Here is a 22478-nt window from a genome sequence, read left to right on the forward strand (position 1 = left end):
CGCGCGATGACAGCTCACACCACGATATCCAGCGAAACGATTCCCGGCGACGCGAAAGCCGATGGCGCCGCGCTGATGGCCGCGATGGGCCGCGCGGCGAAAGCCGCCGCCGCGACGCTCGCCACCGCGCCGACGCAGCAGAAGAACGCCGCCCTGCTCGCGGCCGCCAAGGCCCTGCGCGCGCAGGAGGCGGATATCCTCGCCGCCAATGCCGCCGACATGGCGGCCGGCAAGGCGAAGGGCCTGACCCCGGCGATGCTCGACCGCCTGATGCTGGACGGCAGGCGCATCGCCGCCATCGCCCAGGGCCTGGAAGAGATCGCCGCCCTGCCCGATCCGGTCGGCAGCGTGATCGCGGAATGGACGCGGCCGAACGGTTTGCGCATCCAGCGCGTGCGCACGCCGCTCGGCGTGATCGGCGTGATCTATGAAAGCCGCCCGAACGTGACCGCCGATGCCGGCGGGCTATGCCTGAAGGCCGGCAATGCCTGCATCCTGCGCGGCGGCTCGGAAAGCTTTCAGTCGAGCCGGGCGGTCCATGCCTGCCTGGTCGCGGGCCTGAAAGCCGCCGGCCTGCCCGAGGCGGCGATCCAGCTGGTGCCCACCACCGACCGCGCCATGGTCGGCGCCATGCTGGCCGCGCCCGAATGGCTCGACGTCATCGTGCCGCGCGGCGGCAAGTCGCTGGTCGCCCGCGTGCAGGCGGAAAGCCGCGTGCCGGTCTTCGCGCATCTGGAAGGCAATTGCCATGTCTATGTCGAGGCGAGCGCCGATCCGGACATGGCCGAGGCGGTCCTGCTCAATGCCAAGCTGCGCCGCACCGGCGTCTGCGGCGCCGCCGAGACCCTGCTGGTCGAACGCGCCGCCGCCAGGAGCCTGCTGCCGCGGCTGGTGAAGGCGCTGCTCGATGCCGGCTGCGAAGTGCGCGGCGATGCCGAGGTGCGGAAAACCGATGCCCGGGTGAAGGCGGCGACGGAAGAAGACTGGGCGACGGAATATCTCGACGCCGTCATCGCCGCCAGGGTGGTCGACGATCTCGACGCCGCGATCCGGCATATCTCGGCCTACGGCTCGCATCATACCGATGCGATCCTGACCGAAGATGCGGGTCATGCCGCGCGCTTCATGAACGAACTCGACAGCGCGATCCTGCTGCACAACGCCTCGACGCAATTCGCCGATGGCGGCGAATTCGGCATGGGCGCCGAGATCGGCATCGCCACCGGCAAGATGCATGCCCGCGGCCCGGTCGGCGTCGAGCAGTTGACGACCTTCAAGTATCTCGTGCACGGTAGCGGTCAGATCCGGCCCTAGAAAATCCCGACCCGCGGCACAGACGGCCAACAGCACGGACGGCGCGATCCCCCATGATCCCTTCTTTCGGTTCGCGCCAGCGTCTTCGCATCGGCCTGCTGGGCGGCTCGTTCAACCCGGCCCATGCGGCGCACCGCGAGATCAGCCTGACCGCGCTGCACCGGCTCAAGCTCGATCAGGTCTGGTGGCTGGTCAGTCCGCAGAATCCGCTCAAGAAAACCGCCGGCATGGCCTCGCTGGCCGAGCGGCTGGCCGGCGCGGCGACGGTCGCCGCGCATCCGCGCATCGTCGTCACCGCCATCGAGCAGCGGCTCGATACCCGCTATACCGCCGACACGCTGGAAAAGCTGAAGCGGCATTATCCGAACATGCGCTTCGTCTGGCTGATGGGCGCCGACAACCTGAACCAGATCCGCCATTGGGACCGCTGGCGCGACATCGCGCGGGCGATGCCGATCGCCGTGCTGGACCGGCCCGGCCATCACCTGACCGCGCCGCAGAGCCTGGCGGCGCGCTGGCTGTCGCGCTGGCGCCTGCCGCAGCACGAGGCGGCACATCTGGTCGACACCGATCCGCCGGCCTTTCTGTTGCTCAAATCGAAGCTCAACCCGCTGAGCGCGACGGCGCTGCGGGCGCAAAACGGCAGCAACGGAAAATGACGCGCGGCCGTCCGGCCGCGAACGCTCCCATGGGGCTTCTGGAACGGGCGAGATAGCGTTTACCGGTTAGGCCGGCGCGGGTGCGCCACGCAGCAGGCCTTCGGTGCTGAGATTCTCGTCGATATCGGGCCAATGGATTCCGTAGCCGCCGCCGCAGATTTCCCAGTTTCTACGTTGCTCTGGAGCCGCCTCCAGCAACCGGGATACCAAGCCGGAGGCACCGCAACAGAACGACCATCCATCAGATCAACGATCAGCTTTTCGCTGTCTATCGTCACGGTCCGGACCCGGGTATCAGCGGCCGTATTTTCCAAAAACGTTCTCTATCCATTTTGATAATGGTCAGTTGGATTCCAGTCAGAGAATCCGGTCTAGCTGCTCACAGGATAAGTTAGGTTCGAAATAACCGGCAAGACCATCGGCAGCATCCAGGCCGGAACCTAGTCGAGCAACCGTTCAGAAACCGCGCAGATACAGCTTGTTGATGCCAGTGAGCAGCGCATGCAGCGGCGCGTAGAGCGCCGAGAAATCCTCCCAGCTGAGGCCGAGCGCCTGCGCGATCTCGCCCAGGGAACGCCGCCCGTCGAGCAGCGCCGCGATCTCCGCCGCGCGCGGTGGCGCGGCGAAGACGAAGCGTTCGGTATGGAAGGTGACGGTCAGTTCGCCGCGTTTGGCCAAGGTTTCGGCCAGGGCTTTCGGCGGCACGCCGTTCAGCCAGGGAATCAGATCAGCCGCCGGCTGCGCCACGGCCTCTGCGGCGCGCGCCCGCGGCACGGCATAGGCGACATGCGTCTTCATCGCACCGCTGAGGCGTTCGGCCAGCGCCGCCTGTTCGAGTGGCGGCAGGGCGGCGGCACGGCGGCGCAACTCGTTGTCCTTCAGGTAGGATAGCGGATCGTAGCGACAGGGCTCGATCCAGGCAGTAACGCTCAGGCCCGCGCCCTCGATCAGCGCCGCCAGCTCCGGCACGGTGTAAGCCCGATCCTGGCTGTGCAGCAGCAGATCGTACAATCCGGCATCGCCGGTCTTGTGATCGCCGACGAAAGGATTGCGCCTGAACTCGTTGCCCTCGGGCAGCTCGGACAGCAGCGTCCTGGCCAGGGCGATCTTCCCCGGCGGCGGCAGATCGCCGGTGAGCTGGCGCAGCGCCGCCTGCAGCGGATAGATCCCGGCGCGGCCATATCGGCCGTAGACCATCAGGCCGAGGCCGCCGTCGGGCGAAAGCTGCGCCACCAGGGCCGCCAGGCCGGCGGCCGGATCGGGCAGATGATGCAGCACGCCGCAGCAATCGATGTAATCGTATGGCCCCGGCGCGAGGGCGGCGAGATCGAGCAGCGAGCCGGTGATAAAGCGGATATTGCTCAGGCCGCGCATCCTGGCGCGGGCCTCGGCGATGGCGCGCGCGGCCGCCGAAAGATCGAGATAGACGACCTCATGCGCGCCGCCGGCGGTCTGTCCTGCGGCCTGCAGATACTGCGCCAGATGGATCAGGCCGTCGCCGGTGCCGCCGCCGGCGACCAGCGCGCGGAACGGCCGGGTGAAGTCGCGCCGGCCGGCGAAGACGTAATGATTGAGCTCGGGCAGGAAGCTCGGGCTGCCGGTGATCAGCCGGCGCTTTTCGTCGGCTGGATCGCGCGCCGGATAGGGATAGGCCTCGTATTGCTGCTTGACGGAGTCCGTCACTCACGCGACCTTGATGACGACCTTGCCCGTCGTCTTGCGCGAAAGCAGCGCCTGCATCGCCTGCGGCACCTCTTTGAGCGGGAAGGTCGCCGAGACATGCGGCTTCAGGCGGCCCTGTTCGTAGAGCGCCAGCAGGGCGGCGAAATTGGCGCGGTTCTTCTGCGGATCGTGCGCGGCGAAGGCGCCCCAGAAGACGCCGACGATGCTGCAGCCCTTGATCAGCGCCAGATTGGCCGGCGCTTCCGGGATGCGGCCCGAGGCGAAGCCGATCACCAGCAGGCGGCCATCCCAGTTGATGCAGCGCAGGCTCTGATCGAAGGCATCGCCGCCGACCGGATCGTAGATCACATCGGCACCCCTGCCGCCGGTGAGCTCCTTGACGCGGTCCTTGATGCTGTCCCTGGCGTAGTTGATGACATGCGCGGCGCCGTATTGCTGCACGATCGCCGCCTTCTCGTCCGAGCCGACGGTGCCGATCACGGTGGCGCCCAGTTCGCGGCCCAGTTCGACGGCATTCAGGCCGACGCCGCCGGCGGCGCCATGCACCAGCAACACCTCGCCCTTCCTGAGGCGGCCGCGATCGACCAGGGCGTGATAGGTGGTTCCGTAGGTGATCGGGAAGCTGGCGGCGATCTCGTAGGGCATCGCGGCCGGAATCTTGTACACGCTGTTCGCCGGGCAATTGACCGCCTCGGCGAAGGAGCCTTGGCCGGTGGTCGCCATCACGCGGTCGCCCGGCTTGAGGTCGGCCACCTTCTCGCCCACCGCGACGATCTCGCCGGCGCATTCCATGCCCGGCGCGAACGGGAAGCTCGGCTTGACCTGGTACTTGCCGGCGATGATGAGCGTGTCGGGAAAATTCAGCCCGGCGGCATGCACCTTGATGCGCACATCCTGCGGACCCAATGCGGCAAGCGACAGATCCTCGAGCGTCAGGCTCTCCGGCCCACCCCAGGCCTTGCACACCATGGCTTTTACGGCATCACCCATCGTCGCGGCTCCCTCGTCCTTCTGTGTTTTGGATAAAGAAATGGCGCCGCGGCTTTCGCCCGGCGCCATATTCGCGGCGCGATTATTTCGGCGCCATCACCATCGTCATCTGACGGCCTTCCATTTTCGGCGTCTGCTCCATCTTGGCCTTTTCGCCGAGATCCTCGCGCACGCGATCGAGCAGCTTCATGCCGAGTTCCTGGTGCGCCATTTCGCGGCCGCGGAAGCGCAACGTGACTTTCACCTTGTCGCCTTCCTCGAGGAAGCGGACCATCGCCCGCATCTTCACGTCATAATCATGCGTGTCGATCATCGGGCGCAGCTTGATCTCTTTGAGTTCGATGATCTTCTGCTTCTTGCGCGCCTCGGCGGCCTTCTTCTGCTCCTCGTATTTATACTTGCCGTAATCGAGGACTTTGGCGACGGGGGGCTGCGCTGTGGGCGAAATCTCGACCAGATCGAGGCCGGCCTCTTCGGCGATCCTGAGGGCTTCCCGGATCGGGACGATACCGCGGTTCTCTCCGCTGGCATCGATCAGTCGAACGCTGGGGACGTCGATTTCGAAATTGACCCGCGGTCCGTCGCTCTTGGGCGTCGGCGGGGCATTGAGAGGTGGACGGGCTATGACGCGCTCCTTATGGTCGTTGCAGGATAATCAGTGAGTTAGGCCTTGTGCATGCCGGATTCAAGCCTGAGGCAAAGCGTTCGCGCCGCCATCAGGCCTGAGGCATGCGGGCTTCGGCGGTCAATCTAGCAATCGCGTCGGCCAAAGCAATGGTTTCCTGCCGGTCTTCTCCCAGGCGCCGCAGGGTCACGGTGCCCTGTTCGGCCTCCTTCTTGCCGACCACGGCGATGACGGGGACCTTGGCCAGGCTGAGTTCGCGGATCTTGTAATTGATCTTCTCGTTGCGCAGGTCGGTATCGACCCTGAGGCCGGCGGCGTCCATCTGTTCCGCCACTTTCCGGGCATAATCGTCGCAATCGGAGACGATCGGCGCCACCACGGCCTGGACCGGCGCCATCCAGAGCGGCAGCCTGCCGGCATAATGCTCCAGCAGGATGCCGATGAAACGCTCGAAGGAGCCCAGGATCGCCCGGTGCAGCATGACCGGGCGGTGGCGCTGGCCATCGGCGCCAACATATTCCGCGCCGAGCCGTTCCGGCAGCACGAAATCGACCTGCAGGGTGCCGCATTGCCAGTCGCGGCCGATGGTGTCGCGCAGCACGAATTCCAGCTTCGGGCCGTAGAAGGCGCCCTCGCCGGGATTGAGCGTGTATTCCAGCCCGGCCGCCTGGCAGGCGGCCTGCAGCGCGCCCTCGGCCTTGTCCCAGATCGCGTCCGAGCCGGCGCGGGTGGCCGGCCGGTCGGAGAATTTCACCCGCACGTCGGTGAAGCCGAGATCGGCATAGATCGATTTCAGCAGGTCGCAGAAAATCCGCGATTCCGAGATGATCTGGTCTTCCGTGCAGAAGATATGCGCATCGTCCTGGGTGAAATTGCGCACCCGCATGATGCCGTGCAGCGCGCCGCCCGGCTCGAAGCGGTGGCAGGAGCCGAACTCGGCCATGCGCAGCGGCAGGTCGCGGTAGGATTTGAGCCCCTGGTTGAAGATCTGCACATGGCAGGGGCAGTTCATCGGCTTGAGCGCGAAGATGCGTTCGCTCGGATCGGCGGCGAAGTCTTTGATGCCGGCCTCGTTCTCCGCGATATACATGTTCTCGCGGAACTTCTCCCAATGCCCGGAGGCTTCCCACAGCTTGCGGTCGACCAGCTGCGGCGTCTTCACCTCGACATATTTTGCCTTTTCGAGCCGCTGGCGCATGTAGCGCTCCAGCGTGCGGTACAGCGTCCAGCCTTTCGGGTGCCAGAACACCATGCCGGCCGCCTCTTCCTGCTGATGGAACAGGCCCATTTCCTTGCCGAGCCGGCGATGGTCGCGCTTCTCGGCCTCTTCCAGGCGCTTCAGATAGGCATCCAGTTCCTTCTGGTCGCGCCAGGCGGTGGCGTAGATGCGCTGCAATTGCCGGTTTTTGGCATCGCCGCGCCAATAGGCGCCGGACACCTTCATCAGCTTGAAGGCCACCGGCAGCTTGCCGGTGGAGGGCAGATGCGGCCCCATGCAGAGGTCGAGCCAGTCGTCGCCCTGGCGGTAGATCGAGATCGCCTCGCCGCGCCTGGCGATCTCGTCGACCCATTCGGCCTTGTAGGTCTCGCCGATGCGGCGGAAATAGCCCACGGCCTTCTCGGCCGGCCATTCCTCGCGCACGATCGGCAGATCGCGGGCGACGATCTCCTTCATGCGCTGCTCGATCCTGGCGAAATCCTCCGGCGTGAACGGCTCGTCGCGCACGAAATCGTAGTAGAAGCCGTCGTCGGTCGCCGGCCCGAAGGTGATCTGCGTGCCGGGATAGAGTTCCTGCACCGCCTGCGCCAGCACATGCGCGCCATCGTGGCGGATCAGCGCCAGCAGCTCGGCCTCGTTCTTGTCCTTCAGCGTGACGATCTCGAGCCGGGCATCGCGCGTGATCGGCGTGCTCAGATCCTTCAGCACGCCGTCGAGCCGGATGGCGAGCGCCGCCTTGGCCAGGCCGGCGCCGATCGAGGCCGCCACCTCCGCGCCGGTCGTGCCGGCCGCATAAGTTCGTTCGCTGCCGTCGGGCAGCGTGATCCGGACTTCGGCGGGCGAAACGGCGGCACTGGACATGGGCTTACGGAACCTCCAAGGGGGCGCAGCCTAGCCTGCCGGCCACTCCTGTCAAGGCGCCGTCAGGCCGGGCGAAAACGGTATTATTTCAGCCGTTTAGCGTGCATCGGCCGGGAACAGCAGGTCGGTATAGACCCTGATATAGGCCGCGCACATGGCATCCACGGTGAAATGCGCGGCGACATGGCGGCGCGCCCGCTCGGCGATGGCGAGCCGGCGGTCGGCATCGAGGCCGAGCGCGACCTCCAGCGCATCGGCCAGGGCCCGGGCATCCCTGGGCGGCACCAGCCAGCCGGTTTCGCCGGGGATGACGGTTTCGCGCGCCCCGCCGTGATCGGTTGCGATCACCGGCTTGCCCATCGCCTGCGCCTCGACGGCGACGCGGCCGAAGCCTTCCGGTTCGGTGCTGGCCGAGACGACGACATCGGCCAGCATATAGGCGGCCGGCATGTCCTTGCAGTCGCCGGGCAGCCGCACGCAGCGATCCAGCCCAAGCTGCGCGATCAGCTGTTCCAGTTCGGCGCGATAGCTCTCGCGGCCCTGCGAATCGCCCGACAGCACGGCAATGAAATCCTGCTTGCCGTGGCGGCGCGACAATTCGGCCAGCGCGCGCAGCAGCACGGCATGGCCCTTCCAGCGCGTCAGCCGGCCGGGCAGCAGGATCACCGGCAGGCCGTCGACGAGACGCCATTGCTGCGCCAGCCGGGCGATGCGGTCGGGATAGACGCGGGCGGGATCGAACCAGGCCAGATCGGTGCCGCGCGCGATCACCGTGATGATCGACCGCGGCACGCCGAAGGTCTGGTGCGCGTAATCGGCGACGAATTGCGAGATCGCCACCATATGATCGGCCTGGGCCATCGGCCCGGCCCAGAGGCGGCGGAACCAGTTATGCGCCTTGTAGGCATTGTGGAAGGTCGTCACCAGCGGCACGCCGCAGCGCCGCGCGGCGGCCCGGGCCGACCAGGCCGGCGCCCGCGAGCGCACATGGACCAGATCGACCGGCAATTCGCGGATCAGCGCCTCGAGGCGTTCGGCGTTGCGCCGCATGACGAGGGGATTCTTGCTGGCCATCGGCAGGGTGAAATGCTTGGCGCCGGCGCGTTCGAGCTCGCGCACCATCGGCCCGCCTTCGGACACCACATAGGAAACCCACCCCGCCTTGGCGAGCGCCTTGGCGGTATCGACCGTGCCGCGCTCCACCCCGCCGGTCACCAGGGCAGGCAGGACTTGCAGCACGGCGGGCGGACGCCCGCCGTCTGGACGTTCATGCTCTGCTGCGGTCATAGTGGGATAAGCTCGTTGGGCATCGGTCCGGGCGCGGCGCTGGGCGCACTATAAGGGCGCGGCGATCCGCCGGAAATGCCCGGAAGGCAAAAGTTTTCGAGGAGTTCCCCTGCGTGACGCCATCCGAGAGGCAATACCTGTCGCGCCCCGACGGCAACCGCATCGCTTTTTGCGCAACGCCGGGGAAACCGCCCGGCCTGCTGTTCTGCGGCGGCTTCAAATCCGACATGACCGGCACCAAGGCGCTGGCGCTGGAGGCGGCGGCGCAGCGGCGCGGCACCGGCTTCGTGCGCTTCGACTATTTCGGCCATGGCCAGTCGGACGGCCGCTTCATCGAGGGCACCATCGGCCGCTGGCGCGAGGATACCCTGGCCGTGCTGGACTATGTCTGCCAGGGCCCGCAGATCCTGGTCGGCTCCAGCATGGGCGGCTGGCTGGCGACCCTGGCGGCGCTGGCGCGGCCCGACAAGGTGGCCGGCCTGGTGCTGATCGCGCCGGCGCTGGATTTCACCGAGGACCTGATGTGGGCGCAGATGAGCGCGGCGCAGCGCGCGGCATTGCTGCGCGACGGCGTGCTGCGCGAGCCCTCGGAATATTCCGACCAGCCCTACGAATACACCCTGAAGCTGATCGAGGATGGCCGCCGGCATTGCATCCTCAAGCCCGGCATCGCGCTGAACAGGCCGGTCCGCATCCTGCAGGGCATGGCCGATCCGGATGTGCCCTGGCGCCACGCCGTCAGGACCATCGAGGCCTTCCAGGGCAACGATACGCGCCTGACCCTGATCAAGGACGGCGATCACCGCCTGTCGCGGCCGCAGGATCTCGACCTGCTGATCGAGACGGTATGGAGCCTCATCGCGTGATCGCGACGACGCGGCTTATGCTGCGGCCGCCGCAGCTGGGCGATGCATCGGCGCTGGCGCGGCTGATGACCGAGGATGTCAGCCGCTGGACGGCGGCCTGGCCCTATCCGTTGAGCGAGGCGGCCGCCCGCGAGAAGCTGCGCGAGACATTGGCGGCGATGGCCGCCGGGCAATGCTTCGCCCGCGCGATCGCGCGGCCGGGGCATGACGATGCGATCGGCTGGCTCGGCGTCGCCCTGATCGCAAGCGCGCCGCCGACCGGCAGCCTCGGCTACTGGCTCGGCGCCGCCTTTCACCGGCAAGGCTATCTGAGCGAGGCGTTGCCGCCTTTCGTGCAGGCCGCCATTGCCGTCCTGCGCCTTTCGCGGCTGGAGACCGGCGTGCAGCCGGCAAACGCAGCCTCGCTGGCCCTGCTGCGCAGGCTCGGCATGCGTTTCGTCGAAACGCGCATGCATCATGTCCCCGCGCGCCGGCGCGAGGAACTGACCGCCTTCTATGCGATGGATTGCAGCAGCGCCTTCAGTCCCTCGCGATAGGTCGGGTATTTCAGCCTGACGCCAAGCTCGCGCTTGATGCGCTCGTTCTTCACCCGGCGATTGTCGGCATAGAAGCTCGCTGCCATCGGCGACAGCCGCGCCGCCTCGAACGGCACTTCCGGCGGCGGCGCCATGCCGAGCAGCCTGGCCGCATAAGCGACCACGTCCTGCGGCGGCGCCGGCTCGTCGTCGGCGACATTGTAGATCGCGCCCGGATTGGGCTGCCGGATCGAGGCCTCCAGCACGGCGGCGATATCCTCGACATGGATGCGGCAGAAGACCTGCCCCGGCTTGACGATGCGATGCGCCGTGCCGCGCCGCACGCCTTCGAGCTGGTTGCGGCCCGGGCCGTAGATGCCGGCCAGCCGGAAGACATGCACCGGCGCGCCATGCGCGCGCCACAGATCGAGCCAGGCCGCCTCGGCGGCGGCGCGGCTTTTGCTGCGCGCCTGGGTCGGCCGCAAAGGGCCGTTCTCGTCGATCCAGGCGCCGCCGCTGTCGCCATAGACGCCGGTGGTGGACAGATAGCCGAGCCAGCGCAGATTCTTCAGCGCCGCGATATCCGCGCCATGCCAGCGCAACACCGGATCGCCGGCATCCTGGCCAAATGCGGCATCGGCGGGCACCGAGATCAGCATATGGGTGGCCGGCGCCAGCACGCTGGCATCCGAAAGCGGCGCCATGCCGTCGAAGACGTGGCTGTCATAGCCCTTGGCGGCAAGATCGGCCGCCGCCTCGAGCGAACGGCTGGTGCCGACGATGCCCCAGCCCTGCGCGTGCAAGCGCGCTGCGAGAGTCTGGGCGGTGAATCCCAGCCCGAAACAAAATAACGTACCGCTCACGATCGATGATCCTGCGTCTTTTTGGATGAAGCCTTCCCGTCCGCTGTGCATTCGCCATGGCGCGTTGGGCGAGCGCCTTGCTTTTGCCATGGACGATCGCCAGTCTAGCGCGCCATGACCGGATTCAAGATAGCGTCTCTTCTGGCGATCGCCAGCCTCGCCCTGCTGCCGGAAGCCGCTTTGGCCGCCGGCGATGCCATGCAGAAATCCCGCGTGCTGGAGGATGAAGCCTACCGCGATTGCCTGGCCCAGATACGCAAGGACCCGGAAGAAGGCTTCGCCCAGGCGCAGGTCTGGCAGGCGACCGGCGGCGGCCTGCCGGCGGCGCATTGCGCGGCGCTGGCGCTGGTCGAACTGAAGCATTACGGCGACGCCGCCGACCGGCTGGAAAAGCTGCTGCCCGAGGCGGAAAAACACGCGCCGCATCTGACGGTGGCGATCCTCGATCAGGCGGCGAATGCCTGGCTTTTGGCCGAGCGGCCGGTGCGCGCCCGCGAACTGCTCGACATCGCCGTGAAGGCGGCGCCGGACCAGCCCGACATCCTGATCGACCGCGCCGTCGCGCTCGGAGCCCTGCAGCAGGATGCCGCCGCGCGCGCCGATCTCGACCGCGCCCTCAGCCTGGACCCGACGCGGGCCGAGGCCTATGCCCTGCGCGCCAGCGCGCGGCGCCACCTGAGGGATGCGGCCGGCGCCATGGAGGATGTCGAAACCGCGCTGGCGATCGAGCCGCGCCTGCCCGAGGCCTTGCTGGAGCGCGGCATTTTGAAATTCGACAAGGGCGACAGGAAGGGCGCCCGCGCCGATCTCATCCAGGTGCGGCTGATCGCGCCGGATTCGCCCTCCGCCGTGACAGCCGGCAAGTATATCGAACGCATGGATGTGAAGGGCGAGCGGTAGAAGCGGGAGCGGCCATAAGAGCGCGGCCAGAAGAGCGTGGCTAGGCTTTGCGCCGAAGCCGCTGCAAGGCCGCCCGGGCATGCGCGCGCACGACCGCGGACGGATCCCCGCATAATTTTTCCAGCACCGGGATGGCGGCGGCATCGCCGCCGTTGCCAAGCGCGATGCAGGCATTGCGCACGAAGCGGTCGCGGCCGATGCGCTTGACCGGATTGGTGCTGAAGCGTTCGCGGAAGGATGCGTCGTCGAGCTGCGCCAGTTCGATCAGCGCCGGAGCGTCGAGTTCGGGCCGGGCATGCAGCGCGGTTTCGCGCGCCGCCTGCGCGAATTTGTTCCAGGGACAGACCGCCAGGCAATCGTCGCAGCCATAGATGCGGTTGCCCATGGCGGCGTGGAATTCCTCGGGGATGACGCCGTCATACTCGATGGTCAGATACGAGATGCAGCGCCGCGCGTCGAGCTGATACGGCGCCGGGAAAGCCTGCGTCGGACAGATATCGAGGCAGTTGGTGCAGGAGCCGCAATGATCGCTTTCGGGCGCGTCCGCCGGCAGGTCCAGCGTGGTCAGGATGACGCCGAGGAACAGCCAGGAGCCGAATTCGCGCGAGACCAGGTTGGTGTGCTTGCCCTGCCAGCCGATGCCGGCCGCGGCCGAGAGCGGCTTTTCCATCAGCGGCGCGGTATCGACGAAGACCTTCACCTCCTGGCCGAAGGCGCGATGGATCCAGCCGGCCAGGCTTTTCAGCTTCTTCTTGACGACGAGATGGTAGTCGCGGCCCTGCGCATAGACGGAAATCGCGGCGCGGTCCTTCTCGGCCAGCACGGCGAGCGGGTTCTTCGCCGGCGCGTAGTTCAGGCCCAGCGCGACGATGCCGCGCGCCTCGGGCCAGAGCGCATTGGGATGGCGGCGGCGCTCGGCCTTCTCCTCCAGCCAGCGCATCTCGCCATGCCGGCCCAGCGCCATGAAGGCATCGAGCCGTTCGGCCAGTTCCGGGCCGATGCGGTCGGCCGTGGTGAAGCCGACCGCATCGAAGCCTTCCTCGTAAGCGCGCGCCCTGATGCGCGCCTTGACGTCGTCTTGCGTTTCGGCCGGCGCCTTAGTCGGGGAGCGCGGCAATGCAGGCGATCTCCACCTTGTAGGCCGGCGCCGCCAGCTTGGATTCGACGGTGGCGCGGGCCGGCGTGTTGCCCTGCGGAACCCAGCTATCCCACACCTTGTTCATCTCGGCGAAGCTTGCCATGTCGGCCAGCCAGATATTGGCCGACAGAATCCGCGTCTTGTCGGTGCCGGCCTCCTTCAGCAGCCGGTCGATCTGGCCGAGGATCTGCTGCGTCTGGCCGGCGACATCGGCGCTGGTGTCGCTGGCGACCTGGCCGGCGAGATAGACGGTCTTGCCGTGGACGACGGCCTGGCTCATGCGGGGACCGATATCGATGCGGCGGATGGACATGGGAAATGCTCCTTCTTCTCTCGTCACGCTTCTCTCTTCGCGTCTTTTCGGACCGTCAGCCCGCGCGGGCGGACATTTCGGCTGCGGCCCCTAGAAATCCAGATCGGCGTAATGCTTCGGCGGCGGCAGGCCGGGGATGTGGTCGGCCAGCAGGGGTCGGAAGCTCGGCCGCGACTTGACCCGAGCGTACCAGTCCTTGGCGCCGGGATGATCGTCCCAGGGCACGTCGCCGAGATAATCGAGGCAGCTCAGATGCGCGGCCGCGGTGATGTCGGCCAGGCTGAAATCGTCGCCGGCCAGCCAGTTCCGCCGCTCGGTCAGATAGGCGATGTAATCGAGATGGATCTTCATATTGGCATGGGCGATGCGGATCACGGCGGATTCGGGATGGCCCATGGCCATGAAGCGCTTCATCACCTTCTCGAAGACCAGCGGCTCGCTCGCCTCGCGGCCGAATTTCAGATCCCACCAGGCGATCAGGCGGCGCGTCTCGGCGCGGCTCGGCGGATCGAAGCCGAGCAGCATCTTGTTCGGATAGACCTCGTCGAGATATTCGCAGATCGCCTGGCTTTCCGCCAAAACGCGCCCGTCATGCTCGACCAGCACCGGCACCTGGCCGGTCGGGTTGAGCGCGAGGAACGCCTGGCGGCGTTCCCAGACCTTTTCCACTTCCAGCTCGAAATCGAGCCCCTTCTCCTTCAGCAGGATCCGGACCTTGCGGCAGAACGGGGACAGCCAGGTATGATACAATTTGCGCATGGCGGCGAAGTTCAGGGCGGCGAAGTTCAGGGCGGCGAAGTTCCAGCGGCCTGCCGCCGGCCAAACAGCGCCGCCGGCAGAAGATGTCGCGAATCGTTGATATGGCTTTGCCTGCGGTATCGCAAGGGGCAGCCGGCGACAATGCAGGCCGCGCTAGAGCCAGCCGCGATCCCCTGCTGCCGGCATGGCGGGAGGGGCGGCCGCCGTGGCGGCGCCATGCCGCGGGGAGCCGCGCCGCGAGGGGGATGGCAGATAATCGCCGCCCGCGCCGCCATCGGGCGGCGCCGGCGGCATGACGAAGGGCGAGCGGGGAAAATCCACCGTCACGATCGTGCCGTTATTCCGGACGATGCGCAATTCGCCCTCGAGCTGGCGCGCCAGAACCTCGATCAGCCGATTGCCGATGCCGCCTTCCTCGCCGCCGCCGAACCCGACGCCGTCATCGGCCACCGCAAGCCGGCAGCGCTCGCCGTCGCAGGCGAGACGCACCGGTCACCGTGCCGGCGCGGTCGCCCGGGAAGGCATGCTTGAGCGCATTGGTCACCAGCTCGTTGATCAGCAGCCCGAGCGTCGTCGTCTGGCTGAGCTTGAGTTCGATATCGACGCAGAGCGCCACGATCCGGATCGGGCGGGCGCCGGCCAGCGAGAATTCGAGGTCGGAACAAAGATGCTCGATGAACGGCCGCGCTTCCATTGCCATCTGGCCGTTCGGCGTCAGCACCAGCCGGTTGTGAACCCGCGCCATGGTACTGATGCGTTCCGATGCCGCCTGCAGCGCCGAGCGGATGGTCGGATCCTCGGTGCGGCGCATCTGCAGCGCCAGCGTGGAGGCGACGAGCTGGAAGTTGTTCTTGATGCGGTGATTCATCTCCGCCGACAGCGCCTCGCGGTCGCGGTTCAGGCGTTCCGCCTCGGCCAGCGCGCGATGCAGCCGCATATTGGCGCGATGCAGCGCCTCGATGACCACCGAGGCGATCGTGCCGGCGATGAAAAAAACGAACAGCGCAATCAGATCGTTCGATGCGATCGCCACGGAGAAAGCCGGCGGGATGAACAGGTACGTGGCCAGCAGGCCGCCGACGAGCGTGGTGATGAGGCCGGTGCCCAGGACATAGGCATTGAGCGCCACGAGGATGAAATAGAACAGGAAGGGATGGCCCGAGAGCGGGCCGAACAGCAGCCATTGGAAGGCGGTGAAACCGGCGAGCAGCAGGATGGTCAGGCCGTAGCGCAGCAGCCGGGGCAGGCTTCGCAGATGTTTCGCGGCGAGCTGCAATGCTTCGATCATCCCCCAACCTTCCGATGGTCCTGGTTTGGAGCCAACCGTTTTGGCCCGCACATCCGGGATGCAGTCGATGCAGCATTTAGAGAATACGCACCGCGGGCTGCGGAATCGCCATGCTGCGAGCACGCTAGCACACAAAAGCGCGTGAAAAACAAATAAAAACGCAAGCCAAACGCCGTTGTGATCTTGGCAGTCGTGCCGCATCGGTGCTAACAGCCAGCCGGTTCCGATGCTGCAAGGATCAGGTGCCGGAGAACGCAATGCTGAAAATCTGGGGCCGCGCCAGTTCGGTGAACGTGCAGAAGGTCTTGTGGGCGGCCGACGAGCTGGGGCTGACCTACCGGCGCATCGATGCCGGCGGAAAATTCGGCGGGCTCGATACGCCGGCCTATCGCGCGCTGAATCCGAACGGCCTGGTGCCGAGCATCGAGGACGCGGACGGCACCGTCGTCTGGGAAAGCAATGCCATCCTGCGTTATCTCGCCGCCCGTTACGGTAGTGGCCGCCTCTGGCCGGAGGATCCGGTGCGGCGCGCCGAGGCCGACCGCTGGATGGACTGGGCGTTGACGGTGATCGGCGAGCCGATGCGCATCCTGTTCTGGGGCTTCGTGCGCGATCCGGTGCATGCCGATGGCAATGCGATGGCGCAGGCGGAAGACCGGCTTGGCGAATACTGGGCGCGTTTCGATGCCTGGTTGGCCGGCCGCGGCGCCTTCGTCGCCGGCGACGCGCTCAGCATGGGCGACATTCCCGTCGGCTGCCAGATGCAGCGCTGGTCGGCCTTTCCGATCGCCCGGCCACGGCTTCCGGCCCTGGAAGCCTGGCATCGCCGGCTGCAGGAGCGGCCGGGCTATCGGAAATGGGTGATGGTGGAGATGGAATAGCGGCGCGCTCCGGGCCCCGGCCGGCGCGCCGGCCGCGACAATTTTGCCGATGCCCGGAATTCTACTGATGCCCGAATTTTACTGATGCCCGGCGATCGGGCGCGGGCGGTAGGGCGCTTCGAGGATTTTCACTTCCTCGTCGCTGAGCTTGAGCGCGATCCCGGCGACGGCATCCTCCAGATGATGCGGCTTGGAAGCGCCGACGATCGGCGCGGTGATGCCCGGCCGGCTGGCCACCCAGGCGATGGCGACCTGCGCCGGCGGCACGCCGCGCTGCCTGGCCACCGTCTCCACCGCGGCGATGATGGCGTTCTCCTCCTCGGGGCGGTCGTACCAGGCATGCGAGCGGTCGTCGGTGACGGCGCGCTGCGTCTGGCGCTGGCGCGAGCCGGCCAGCAGGCCGCGCGCCAGCGGCGACCAGGGCGTGACCGCCAGGCCCTCATGGCGGCAGAGCGGCAGCATCTCGCGCTCTTCCTCGCGGTAGATCAGGTTGTAGTGGTTCTGCATCGAGACGAACTGCGCCAGGCCATGCTGGCGCTGCAGGCCGAGCATCTTCATGAAGCGCCAGGCATGCATCGACGAAGCGCCGATATAGCGCGCCTTGCCGGCGCGCACGACAATGTCCAGCGCCTCGATGGTCTCCTCGATCGGCGTTTCGGGATCGAAGCGGTGGATGATGTAGAGATCGACATAATCGGTGCCGAGCCGTTTGAGCGAGGCGTCGATCGAGGCCAGGATATGCTTGCGCGACAGGCCGCGGTCGTTCGGCTTGTCGCTCATCGGATTGTACACCTTGGTGGCGATCACCAGGTCGTCGCGGCGCGGGCCGAAATCGCGCAGCGCGCGGCCCAGCACCTCCTCGCTGGCGCCGCGGGAATACATGTCGGCGGTATCGAAAAAGGTGATGCCCAGCTCCAGCGCCTTCTTGATGAAAGGCCGGCTGGCTTCCTCGTCCAGCACCCATTCGCGCCATGCCGGACTGCCATAGGTCATGCAGCCGAGGCACAGACGCGAAACCTTCATGCCGGTGGAACCGAAGCGGACCTGATCCATGGCGCGATCCTTCTGCTGGCGAGCGGGCGTTGCGTTCGCAATCCCGCATGCTAGCGGCCCGGGCCGGCCCAGAGTCAAGTCAGAGTCGAGCCCGCGTCAAGCCCGCGGATCGCGCGCAACTTTCGCTATCACCGCAGCAGCTTCAATGATCCCGTCAGCGACCTGATCCATTTCGCCGGACCGGCCAGGCCGAGGCCGTCGATGCGCTCGGCGGCGAGATCGCATTGGGGAAAGCGCGCACGATACTCCTCGAAGGAATGCAGCGCCCGCGCGAAGGCGGGAAACGGCACGATTGCCGCGCCGTCCGGCGCCGGCAGGGCTTTCAGCAGCACTTCGCCGATCCGCTCGGCGCTGGCCTGCAGCACCGGCAGCGGCCGGTCGGCGGAATTCTTCACCACGCGGCGACGGGCATCGATCAGCGTCGTATTGCCCAGGGCCGGCATGACGGCGCCCAGTCCGACGGCGATCACGCCGACGGTGTTGGCGAGGAAACCCAGGCCGAGCGAGGGATCGACGATGACGGCGATGCGGATGTCGGGATGATGCTCGTTCATAGGCCTGCCGCGTTCGGAGTCACACATCCGCCCGGCCGCTTTCCCAGCCGCCTTCCCTGGCATCCAGGGTGCCGCGGGCGATCACGGCATCGCCCTCGATCACGTCCGCCGCGCCGAGATCGGGCTCGGCTTCCAGCGCGGCGTAGATCGGCGCGAAATCCGGACGCGTCGCCTCGAACAGCTCGGCGAAGCTGCGGATGACGAAATAGGTCTTCTGATAGGTGTCGATCCGGTATTTCGTGCGCATGATGCGGCGCAGATCGAAACGCAGGCGGTTGGGCGCCGCCGATTCCAGGCAGAAGACGCTTTCGCCTTTCGACGACAGGATGCCGCTGCCATAGATGCGCAGGCCCTCCGGCGTCTCGATGAGGCCGAATTCGACGGTGTACCAGTAGAGCCGCGCCAGCCGATGCAGCGCGTTCAGCCGCATCGCCTTCAGCCCGCCCCGCCCATAGGCCTGCATGTAATCGGCGAAGACGGGATTCATCAGCAGCGGCACATGGCCGTAGATGTCGTGGAAGACATCCGGCTCCTGCAGGTAGTCGATCTGGTCGCGCCGGCGCAGCCACCAGGTCGCCGGAAAGCGCCGCTCGGCCAGATGGCCGAAAAAAACCTCGTCGGGCACCAGGCCGGGCACGGCGACGATGCGCCAGCCGGTCGCCCTGTCCAGCAGATCCGACAGGCGTTCGAAATCCGGCACGCCGCCGCCATCGTCATGCGCCGCGGCGACGCCGAGCCCCCGCAGGCCGGCGAGGAATTCGCCGCAGGCGCGGCCGGGCAGCAGCCTGGCCTGGCGCTGGAACAGCAGCCGCCAGACGGCATGGTCCTCGGCCGAATAGAGATGGCGCGGCTGGTCCAGCGTGTAATCGGGGCGCAGCGGCAGATCGGCATGCCGTTCGAGGGCGACCATGGCGGCTCCTCCCGCAAGTCTCGCGATGGCCCAGCCTACGCCGTTCCGGTTGCATGATCTGCGCGTTATGGGCGGAATTTGGCCCTATTTCGTCAACTTCCTTGCATGTTTAATAATTTTATGCATGATTCGCGCATGCAGCCCGCCGATCTCGATGTTTTCGACTTGCGCCTGCTGGCGGCGCTGCAGCGCGAGGGGCGCGCCGCCAATGCGGCCCTGGCCGAGCGGGTCGGCCTCAGCGCCAGCCAGGTCAGCCGCCGGCTGGCGCAACTGGAGCGGAGCGGCCTGATCGAGCGCTACGCCGCGCTGCTGAAACCCGAAGCGGTCGGCCTGAGCGTGCAGGCCTTTTCCAATGTCTCGCTGGAGCGCCATGTCGAGGAGCTGGTGCACGGCTTCGAGCAGGCGGTGGCGCGCCATGCCGAAATCCTCGAATGCTATTCGGTCACCGGCGAAGCCGATTTCGTCCTGCGCATCGTTGCGCCGGACCTGAAGGCCTTCGCCGATTTCCTCACGCAGCGCCTGCTGCGCATTCCCGGCGTGCGCAGCGTGCGCTCCTCCATCGTGCTGCACCGGATCAAGCAGACGACCGAACTGCCGCTCGATCGCGTCGGCACGCGCTAGGCGCAGGCCGCCGCAGCAATGGCGCGCGGCGCGGACGCCTATGCGTTGAGGAAATCCGGCACCGCCGAGGCGATCAGCAATTCGATCAGGCCGGTCATCGCGCTCTGCACCCGGGCGAAGCCGCCGGCCGGGGCGATTTTCGTTTCATGCATGTAGAGATCGCGGTTGATCTCGAGCTGCAGCGTATGGATGCCCTGGTCGCGCCGGCTGTAATGCTGGGTGATGTAGCCGCCGGCATAGGGCTTGTTGCGCGTGGTCGAAAAGCCGCAGGATTTCAGGTAATCCTCGACGCGGTCGACCAGGCGCGGATTGCACGATGCGCCGTGGAAATCGCCGATCACCATGTCGGCGCGGCGCTGGCCGGCATCGGGCTGGTTGCTGCCGCCGACACTCGGCATCGAATGGCAATCGAGCAGAAGCGCCACGCCATGGCGCGCCCTGGCCTCGGCCAGCAGCGCCTGCAGCGCCTCGTGATACGGCCGCCAGCAGGTTTCGACGCGGCGCTCGGCCTCGTGGAAGGGCAGCTTGTCGCGGTAAATTTCGAGTCCGCCGCCGACCACGCGGGCGATGGTGCCGAGCCCGGCGCCGATCTTGCTGCTGTCGGTGACGACATGCGGCGGCAGCGGCGCGTCGAACATCGCCGGATCGAGTTCGTAGGCCGAGCGGTTCGGATCGCAATAGGCGCGCGGGAACAGCGCTTCCAAAAGCGGCGCGCCGAGTTTCGGTCCGGCGGCATACAGCTCGTTGACGAAGGCGTCTTCGGAGCGCCGCAGGGTCAGTTCGTCCAGCTTGCTGGCGCGCTGGAAGCTGGCCGGATAGATGGCGCCGGAATGCGGCGAGGACAGCACCAGGGCGGTCGGAGCGGCGGCAGCGGCGCCGAAATCGGCCGGACGGGTGACGCGGATCGGCGGATCGTGCGGAAATTCCGGATCGGGCTGATAACGGCGGACTTGCAGACTGGCGCTTGTCATCGACTCTCTGATGGCTCTGGATCTGATTGCTGTGAATCAGCGTGGATGGGGCGGACCCGGCCGGCGGCGGGCGCGCCGGCCGGACAGATATGGCATCGGCAATGATAATGAACGCCCGGGCGGGGCTTGCCAACCGGTGCCGCAGCGATTAAAAGCCTGCCGGTCCGGTTCGGCCGGATGTTTCGCGTGTACGGGCGGTTAGCTCAGCGGTAGAGCACTACCTTGACATGGTAGGGGTCACTGGTTCGATCCCAGTATCGCCCACCACGCGCGCCCAACCCCCCAGCATCACGATCTGCTCCGCAAGGCTGTTCCGGCTCCGCAACGGGGCTGCTCCAGCCCGCTGCGCAGCCGGGAATCCCGGCGCAATAGGACATTTGTCCTTATTAGGCGCCCGCGTCGGGTGTTATCCACAGTCTGTGAATAATGGCAGTGACATTGCTTCTGGTTGAATTCAACCTGTGGATATTGATGAAAAATCCCGGTTTTCCCGGGCGCTGCTTTAGATATACTTAACCATAGGGATGGACAGTTACGACGTGCAGGCAACCGGTGGGGTGGGGTCCGATCCGCCGGCCGAATCGAAGGGGAGTTCGATAATGTCGATGACTGCGTTGGAACCGCGGCAGGCTGCGGGGGGCGATGGCCGTGGTGCGATAGAGATTCCGGTCGGAACCGTATTTGTCGAGCGCTCGCGCTTTCTGCCGAAAGACGCGCAGCCGCGTTGGCGGGTCGAGCGCATCGTGGCGCTGCCGAATCTTCCCCGGCATGCCGCGATCCGCAAATTGGAGCCGGGCGGCGAGGAACGGCTGATCACGCTGCAGGCGCTGGCGCAAAGCGGGAAATACCGTCGCCTGGACAATTGAATCCCGTCCCGTGAATCCCGTCCAGCGCCTTCGTCAGCCCGCTGCTTCTCCGGCCGGACACCGTTATCAAAAATACACCCCAGGCGTTTGACGAGTTTCAGTAATTTGCGCATCTGCGCATCAAGAGGATGAGTCACGTTCGCTTTATGCGTCTGTTTGCCTGAGGTGCTTCATGCGTCTGTCCCTGGTCGTTAAGGTCACGCTGCTTGTCACGCTGCTGATCATTCTCACCGCGGCTGCGGTCGGCGGTTATGCGGTCTGGCATATCAATACCGAGGTCGCCGCCGCCAAGGCCGACAAGATCGCCCTCGGCATTCTCGCCGCCGCGCTCATCGCCGTGCTGATCGGCGGCGGCATCGCGGTTTTCGTCACCCGGCTGATGCTGCGGCCGCTGCCCCGCATCGCCGCCGCCACCGAAAAACTGGCCGATTACGACATGGGCGTCGAGATCGGCTATCGCGACCGCGGCGACGAGATCGGCATCATCGCCCGCGCCGTCGACAAGCTGAAGCAGACTTCGATAATCGCGGCGCGCGCCGAAAGCGGCCTGAGCAATGTCAGCGCCAACGTGATGATCACCGACAACGACAACGTGATCGTCTACTGCAACAACAGCGTGCTCGACATGCTGCGCAAGGCGCAGGACGACATCCGCAAGGATCTGCCGCATTTCGACGCCGACCAACTGGTCGGCCAGTCGATCGACCGCTTCCACAAGAATCCCGCGCATCAGCGCGATCTGCTGGCGGCGCTCGACAAGACCTACCGCAACCGCATCACCATCGGCGGGCGCATTTTCGACCTGATCGCCAATCCCGCCTACGACAAGCGCGGCGCGCGCGTCGGCACGGTGGTGGAATGGGCCGACCGCACGGAGGAGGTGCGCCTGGGCAACGAGATGGTCGCGCTGATCGAGCGCGCCACCGATAACGGCTTCGCCGACCGCGTCGATCTGGCCGGCCGTAGCGGCTTCATCAAGGCGCTCGGCCAGGCGATCAACACCATGTCCGACAAATGCCAGGCGATGACCGGCGAGATCGCGGCAGCGATCGATGCCATGGCCAAGGGCGATCTGACGCAGCGCCTGAGCAAGGATTATCCCGGCATCTTCGGCCAGCTCAAATCCGGCACCACGGCCCTGGGCGAACGCCTGCGCGATTTCGCCGCGCGGCTGTCCGATACCGCGCGCACCGTGCGCGACGCCTCTGCCGAAATCTCGACCGGCAGCCAGGATCTGGCGAGCCGCACCGAGAGCCAGGCGGCGAGCATCGAGGAAACCGCCGCCTCGATGCACGAGATCACGGCAACGGTGAAGCAGAATGCCGATAACGCCCAGGCCGCC

The 22478-nt window shown here is 66.6% G+C and carries 25 protein-coding genes and 1 tRNA gene; 10 read left to right on the plus strand and 16 right to left on the minus strand.

All coding sequences use genetic code 11. The annotated features are described in order from the left end of the window. The first annotated feature begins 6 nt into the window (after nt 1-6). Together VF194_RS12360 and VF194_RS12365 are read left to right on the plus strand one after the other, a co-directional pair. Complete coding sequence (locus VF194_RS12360) at nt 7-1314, plus strand: glutamate-5-semialdehyde dehydrogenase (RefSeq protein ID WP_330891408.1); 1308 nt, start codon at nt 7-9, stop codon at nt 1312-1314. 53 nt (nt 1315-1367) lie between these two features. Beyond that, on the plus strand, nt 1368-1973 hold the full coding sequence (locus VF194_RS12365; RefSeq protein ID WP_330891411.1) for a nicotinate-nucleotide adenylyltransferase: 606 nt from the start codon (nt 1368-1370) through the stop codon (nt 1971-1973). Nucleotides 1974-2039: 66 nt separating this feature from the next. On the opposite strand, the gene VF194_RS12370 is transcribed toward VF194_RS12365, so the two are convergent. From VF194_RS12370 to VF194_RS12395, 6 genes are all read right to left on the minus strand, one after another. After that, nucleotides 2040-2183 carry a DUF2442 domain-containing protein gene (locus VF194_RS12370; protein WP_330891413.1) on the minus strand — a complete coding sequence of 48 codons (144 nt, stop codon included), beginning with the start codon at nt 2181-2183 and terminating at the stop codon, nt 2040-2042. A 246-nt stretch (nt 2184-2429) separates the two neighbouring features. Continuing rightward, nucleotides 2430-3656 (minus strand): class I SAM-dependent methyltransferase, encoded by a 1227-nt coding sequence (locus VF194_RS12375; RefSeq protein WP_330891415.1) that lies wholly within the window; start codon nt 3654-3656, stop codon nt 2430-2432. Further along, on the minus strand, nt 3657-4646 hold the full coding sequence (locus VF194_RS12380) for an NADPH:quinone oxidoreductase family protein (protein WP_330891417.1): 990 nt from the start codon (nt 4644-4646) through the stop codon (nt 3657-3659). An 82-nt stretch (nt 4647-4728) separates the two neighbouring features. After that, nucleotides 4729-5205: a translation initiation factor IF-3 gene (infC, locus tag VF194_RS12385; RefSeq protein ID WP_414656099.1), complete on the minus strand. Its 477-nt coding sequence runs from the start codon at nt 5203-5205 to the stop codon at nt 4729-4731. Nucleotides 5206-5362: 157 nt separating this feature from the next. Continuing rightward, nucleotides 5363-7351, minus strand: a complete 1989-nt coding sequence (gene thrS / locus VF194_RS12390) for a threonine--tRNA ligase (RefSeq protein WP_330891419.1) — start codon at nt 7349-7351, stop codon at nt 5363-5365. 96 nt (nt 7352-7447) lie between these two features. Further along, complete coding sequence (locus VF194_RS12395; protein WP_330891421.1) at nt 7448-8590, minus strand: glycosyltransferase family 4 protein; 1143 nt, start codon at nt 8588-8590, stop codon at nt 7448-7450. 161 nt (nt 8591-8751) lie between these two features. On the opposite strand from VF194_RS12395, the gene VF194_RS12400 reads away from it, so the two are divergent. Next, nucleotides 8752-9504, plus strand: coding sequence for an alpha/beta hydrolase (locus tag VF194_RS12400; protein WP_330891423.1), 753 nt, complete (start codon nt 8752-8754; stop codon nt 9502-9504). Further along, nucleotides 9501-10040 carry a GNAT family N-acetyltransferase gene (locus VF194_RS12405; RefSeq protein WP_330891425.1) on the plus strand — a complete coding sequence of 180 codons (540 nt, stop codon included), beginning with the start codon at nt 9501-9503 and terminating at the stop codon, nt 10038-10040. Before VF194_RS12400 ends, VF194_RS12405 begins: the two co-directional genes overlap by 4 nt. Here the strand turns inward: VF194_RS12405 and VF194_RS12410 are convergent. Then, a complete protein-coding gene (locus tag VF194_RS12410; protein WP_330891427.1) occupies nt 9998-10882 on the minus strand; it encodes an SDR family oxidoreductase in 885 nt (294 codons plus the stop codon). The two genes, VF194_RS12405 and VF194_RS12410, sit on opposite strands and share 43 nt — an antisense overlap. 114 nt (nt 10883-10996) lie before the next feature. Between VF194_RS12410 and VF194_RS12415 the strand changes: the two genes are divergently transcribed. Further along, nucleotides 10997-11782: a hypothetical protein gene (locus tag VF194_RS12415; RefSeq protein ID WP_330891429.1), complete on the plus strand. Its 786-nt coding sequence runs from the start codon at nt 10997-10999 to the stop codon at nt 11780-11782. A gap of 40 nt (nt 11783-11822) precedes the next feature. On the opposite strand, the gene queG is transcribed toward VF194_RS12415, so the two are convergent. From queG to VF194_RS12440, 5 genes are all read right to left on the minus strand, one after another. Then, nucleotides 11823-12899: a tRNA epoxyqueuosine(34) reductase QueG gene (gene queG, locus VF194_RS12420; RefSeq protein ID WP_330891430.1), complete on the minus strand. Its 1077-nt coding sequence runs from the start codon at nt 12897-12899 to the stop codon at nt 11823-11825. Further along, nucleotides 12880-13233, minus strand: coding sequence for a RidA family protein (locus tag VF194_RS12425; protein ID WP_330891432.1), 354 nt, complete (start codon nt 13231-13233; stop codon nt 12880-12882). The genes queG and VF194_RS12425 overlap by 20 nt, the downstream gene beginning before the upstream one ends. Nucleotides 13234-13323: 90 nt before the next feature. After that, nucleotides 13324-13992 carry a glutathione S-transferase family protein gene (locus VF194_RS12430; RefSeq protein WP_330891433.1) on the minus strand — a complete coding sequence of 223 codons (669 nt, stop codon included), beginning with the start codon at nt 13990-13992 and terminating at the stop codon, nt 13324-13326. 153 nt (nt 13993-14145) lie between these two features. Further along, nucleotides 14146-14442 (minus strand): hypothetical protein, encoded by a 297-nt coding sequence (locus VF194_RS12435; protein ID WP_330891435.1) that lies wholly within the window; start codon nt 14440-14442, stop codon nt 14146-14148. After that, nucleotides 14432-15280 carry a sensor histidine kinase gene (locus VF194_RS12440; RefSeq protein ID WP_330891437.1) on the minus strand — a complete coding sequence of 283 codons (849 nt, stop codon included), beginning with the start codon at nt 15278-15280 and terminating at the stop codon, nt 14432-14434. Before VF194_RS12440 ends, VF194_RS12435 begins: the two co-directional genes overlap by 11 nt. Nucleotides 15281-15537: 257 nt before the next feature. On the opposite strand from VF194_RS12440, the gene VF194_RS12445 reads away from it, so the two are divergent. Beyond that, a complete protein-coding gene (locus VF194_RS12445) occupies nt 15538-16161 on the plus strand; it encodes a glutathione S-transferase family protein (protein ID WP_330891438.1) in 624 nt (207 codons plus the stop codon). Between the two features lie 78 nt (nt 16162-16239). On the opposite strand, the gene VF194_RS12450 is transcribed toward VF194_RS12445, so the two are convergent. The 3 genes from VF194_RS12450 to phhA form a co-directional block, all read right to left on the minus strand. Beyond that, nucleotides 16240-17214: an aldo/keto reductase gene (locus tag VF194_RS12450; protein ID WP_330891439.1), complete on the minus strand. Its 975-nt coding sequence runs from the start codon at nt 17212-17214 to the stop codon at nt 16240-16242. A 128-nt stretch (nt 17215-17342) separates the two neighbouring features. Continuing rightward, nucleotides 17343-17768, minus strand: a complete 426-nt coding sequence (locus VF194_RS12455) for a DUF2000 domain-containing protein (RefSeq protein ID WP_330891441.1) — start codon at nt 17766-17768, stop codon at nt 17343-17345. 19 nt (nt 17769-17787) lie between these two features. Beyond that, on the minus strand, nt 17788-18678 hold the full coding sequence (gene phhA / locus VF194_RS12460; RefSeq protein WP_330891442.1) for a phenylalanine 4-monooxygenase: 891 nt from the start codon (nt 18676-18678) through the stop codon (nt 17788-17790). A 135-nt stretch (nt 18679-18813) separates the two neighbouring features. On the opposite strand from phhA, the gene VF194_RS12465 reads away from it, so the two are divergent. Continuing rightward, on the plus strand, nt 18814-19299 hold the full coding sequence (locus VF194_RS12465) for an Lrp/AsnC family transcriptional regulator (protein ID WP_330891443.1): 486 nt from the start codon (nt 18814-18816) through the stop codon (nt 19297-19299). 38 nt (nt 19300-19337) lie between these two features. Here the strand turns inward: VF194_RS12465 and VF194_RS12470 are convergent, their stop codons facing one another. Then, nucleotides 19338-20270 (minus strand): N-formylglutamate amidohydrolase, encoded by a 933-nt coding sequence (locus tag VF194_RS12470; protein ID WP_330891445.1) that lies wholly within the window; start codon nt 20268-20270, stop codon nt 19338-19340. Between the two features lie 192 nt (nt 20271-20462). Here VF194_RS12470 and VF194_RS12475 point away from each other — a divergent pair. From VF194_RS12475 to VF194_RS12485, 3 genes are all read left to right on the plus strand, one after another. Continuing rightward, a tRNA-Val gene (locus tag VF194_RS12475) sits at nt 20463-20537 on the plus strand. Between the two features lie 338 nt (nt 20538-20875). Continuing rightward, complete coding sequence (locus VF194_RS12480; RefSeq protein WP_330891447.1) at nt 20876-21136, plus strand: hypothetical protein; 261 nt, start codon at nt 20876-20878, stop codon at nt 21134-21136. 172 nt (nt 21137-21308) lie between these two features. Continuing rightward, nucleotides 21309-22478 (plus strand): methyl-accepting chemotaxis protein (locus VF194_RS12485; RefSeq protein WP_330891449.1); only part of this gene is annotated, 1170 nt, incomplete at its 3' end.

Origin of the sequence: Ferrovibrio sp. (assembly GCF_036381655.1) — a bacterium.
Classification (GTDB): domain Bacteria; phylum Pseudomonadota; class Alphaproteobacteria; order Ferrovibrionales; family Ferrovibrionaceae; genus Ferrovibrio.

What these genes read in the sequence shown, in the direction of transcription:
- VF194_RS12360 (WP_330891408.1), top strand. Translation starts at nt 7, where the DNA reads ATGACAGCTCACACCACGATATCCAGCGAAACGATTCCCGGCGACGCG.
- VF194_RS12465 (WP_330891443.1), top strand. Translation starts at nt 18,814, where the DNA reads ATGCAGCCCGCCGATCTCGATGTTTTCGACTTGCGCCTGCTGGCGGCG.
- thrS (WP_330891419.1), bottom strand. Translation starts at nt 7,351, where the DNA reads ATGTCCAGTGCCGCCGTTTCGCCCGCCGAAGTCCGGATCACGCTGCCC.
- VF194_RS12365 (WP_330891411.1), top strand. Translation starts at nt 1,368, where the DNA reads ATGATCCCTTCTTTCGGTTCGCGCCAGCGTCTTCGCATCGGCCTGCTG.
- VF194_RS12470 (WP_330891445.1), bottom strand. Translation starts at nt 20,270, where the DNA reads ATGACAAGCGCCAGTCTGCAAGTCCGCCGTTATCAGCCCGATCCGGAA.
- VF194_RS12445 (WP_330891438.1), top strand. Translation starts at nt 15,538, where the DNA reads ATGCTGAAAATCTGGGGCCGCGCCAGTTCGGTGAACGTGCAGAAGGTC.
- VF194_RS12450 (WP_330891439.1), bottom strand. Translation starts at nt 17,214, where the DNA reads ATGGATCAGGTCCGCTTCGGTTCCACCGGCATGAAGGTTTCGCGTCTG.
- VF194_RS12455 (WP_330891441.1), bottom strand. Translation starts at nt 17,768, where the DNA reads ATGAACGAGCATCATCCCGACATCCGCATCGCCGTCATCGTCGATCCC.
- VF194_RS12430 (WP_330891433.1), bottom strand. Translation starts at nt 13,992, where the DNA reads ATGCGCAAATTGTATCATACCTGGCTGTCCCCGTTCTGCCGCAAGGTC.
- VF194_RS12425 (WP_330891432.1), bottom strand. Translation starts at nt 13,233, where the DNA reads ATGTCCATCCGCCGCATCGATATCGGTCCCCGCATGAGCCAGGCCGTC.
- VF194_RS12380 (WP_330891417.1), bottom strand. Translation starts at nt 4,646, where the DNA reads ATGGGTGATGCCGTAAAAGCCATGGTGTGCAAGGCCTGGGGTGGGCCG.
- VF194_RS12440 (WP_330891437.1), bottom strand. Translation starts at nt 15,280, where the DNA reads ATGATCGAAGCATTGCAGCTCGCCGCGAAACATCTGCGAAGCCTGCCC.
- VF194_RS12480 (WP_330891447.1), top strand. Translation starts at nt 20,876, where the DNA reads ATGACTGCGTTGGAACCGCGGCAGGCTGCGGGGGGCGATGGCCGTGGT.
- phhA (WP_330891442.1), bottom strand. Translation starts at nt 18,678, where the DNA reads ATGGTCGCCCTCGAACGGCATGCCGATCTGCCGCTGCGCCCCGATTAC.
- VF194_RS12415 (WP_330891429.1), top strand. Translation starts at nt 10,997, where the DNA reads ATGACCGGATTCAAGATAGCGTCTCTTCTGGCGATCGCCAGCCTCGCC.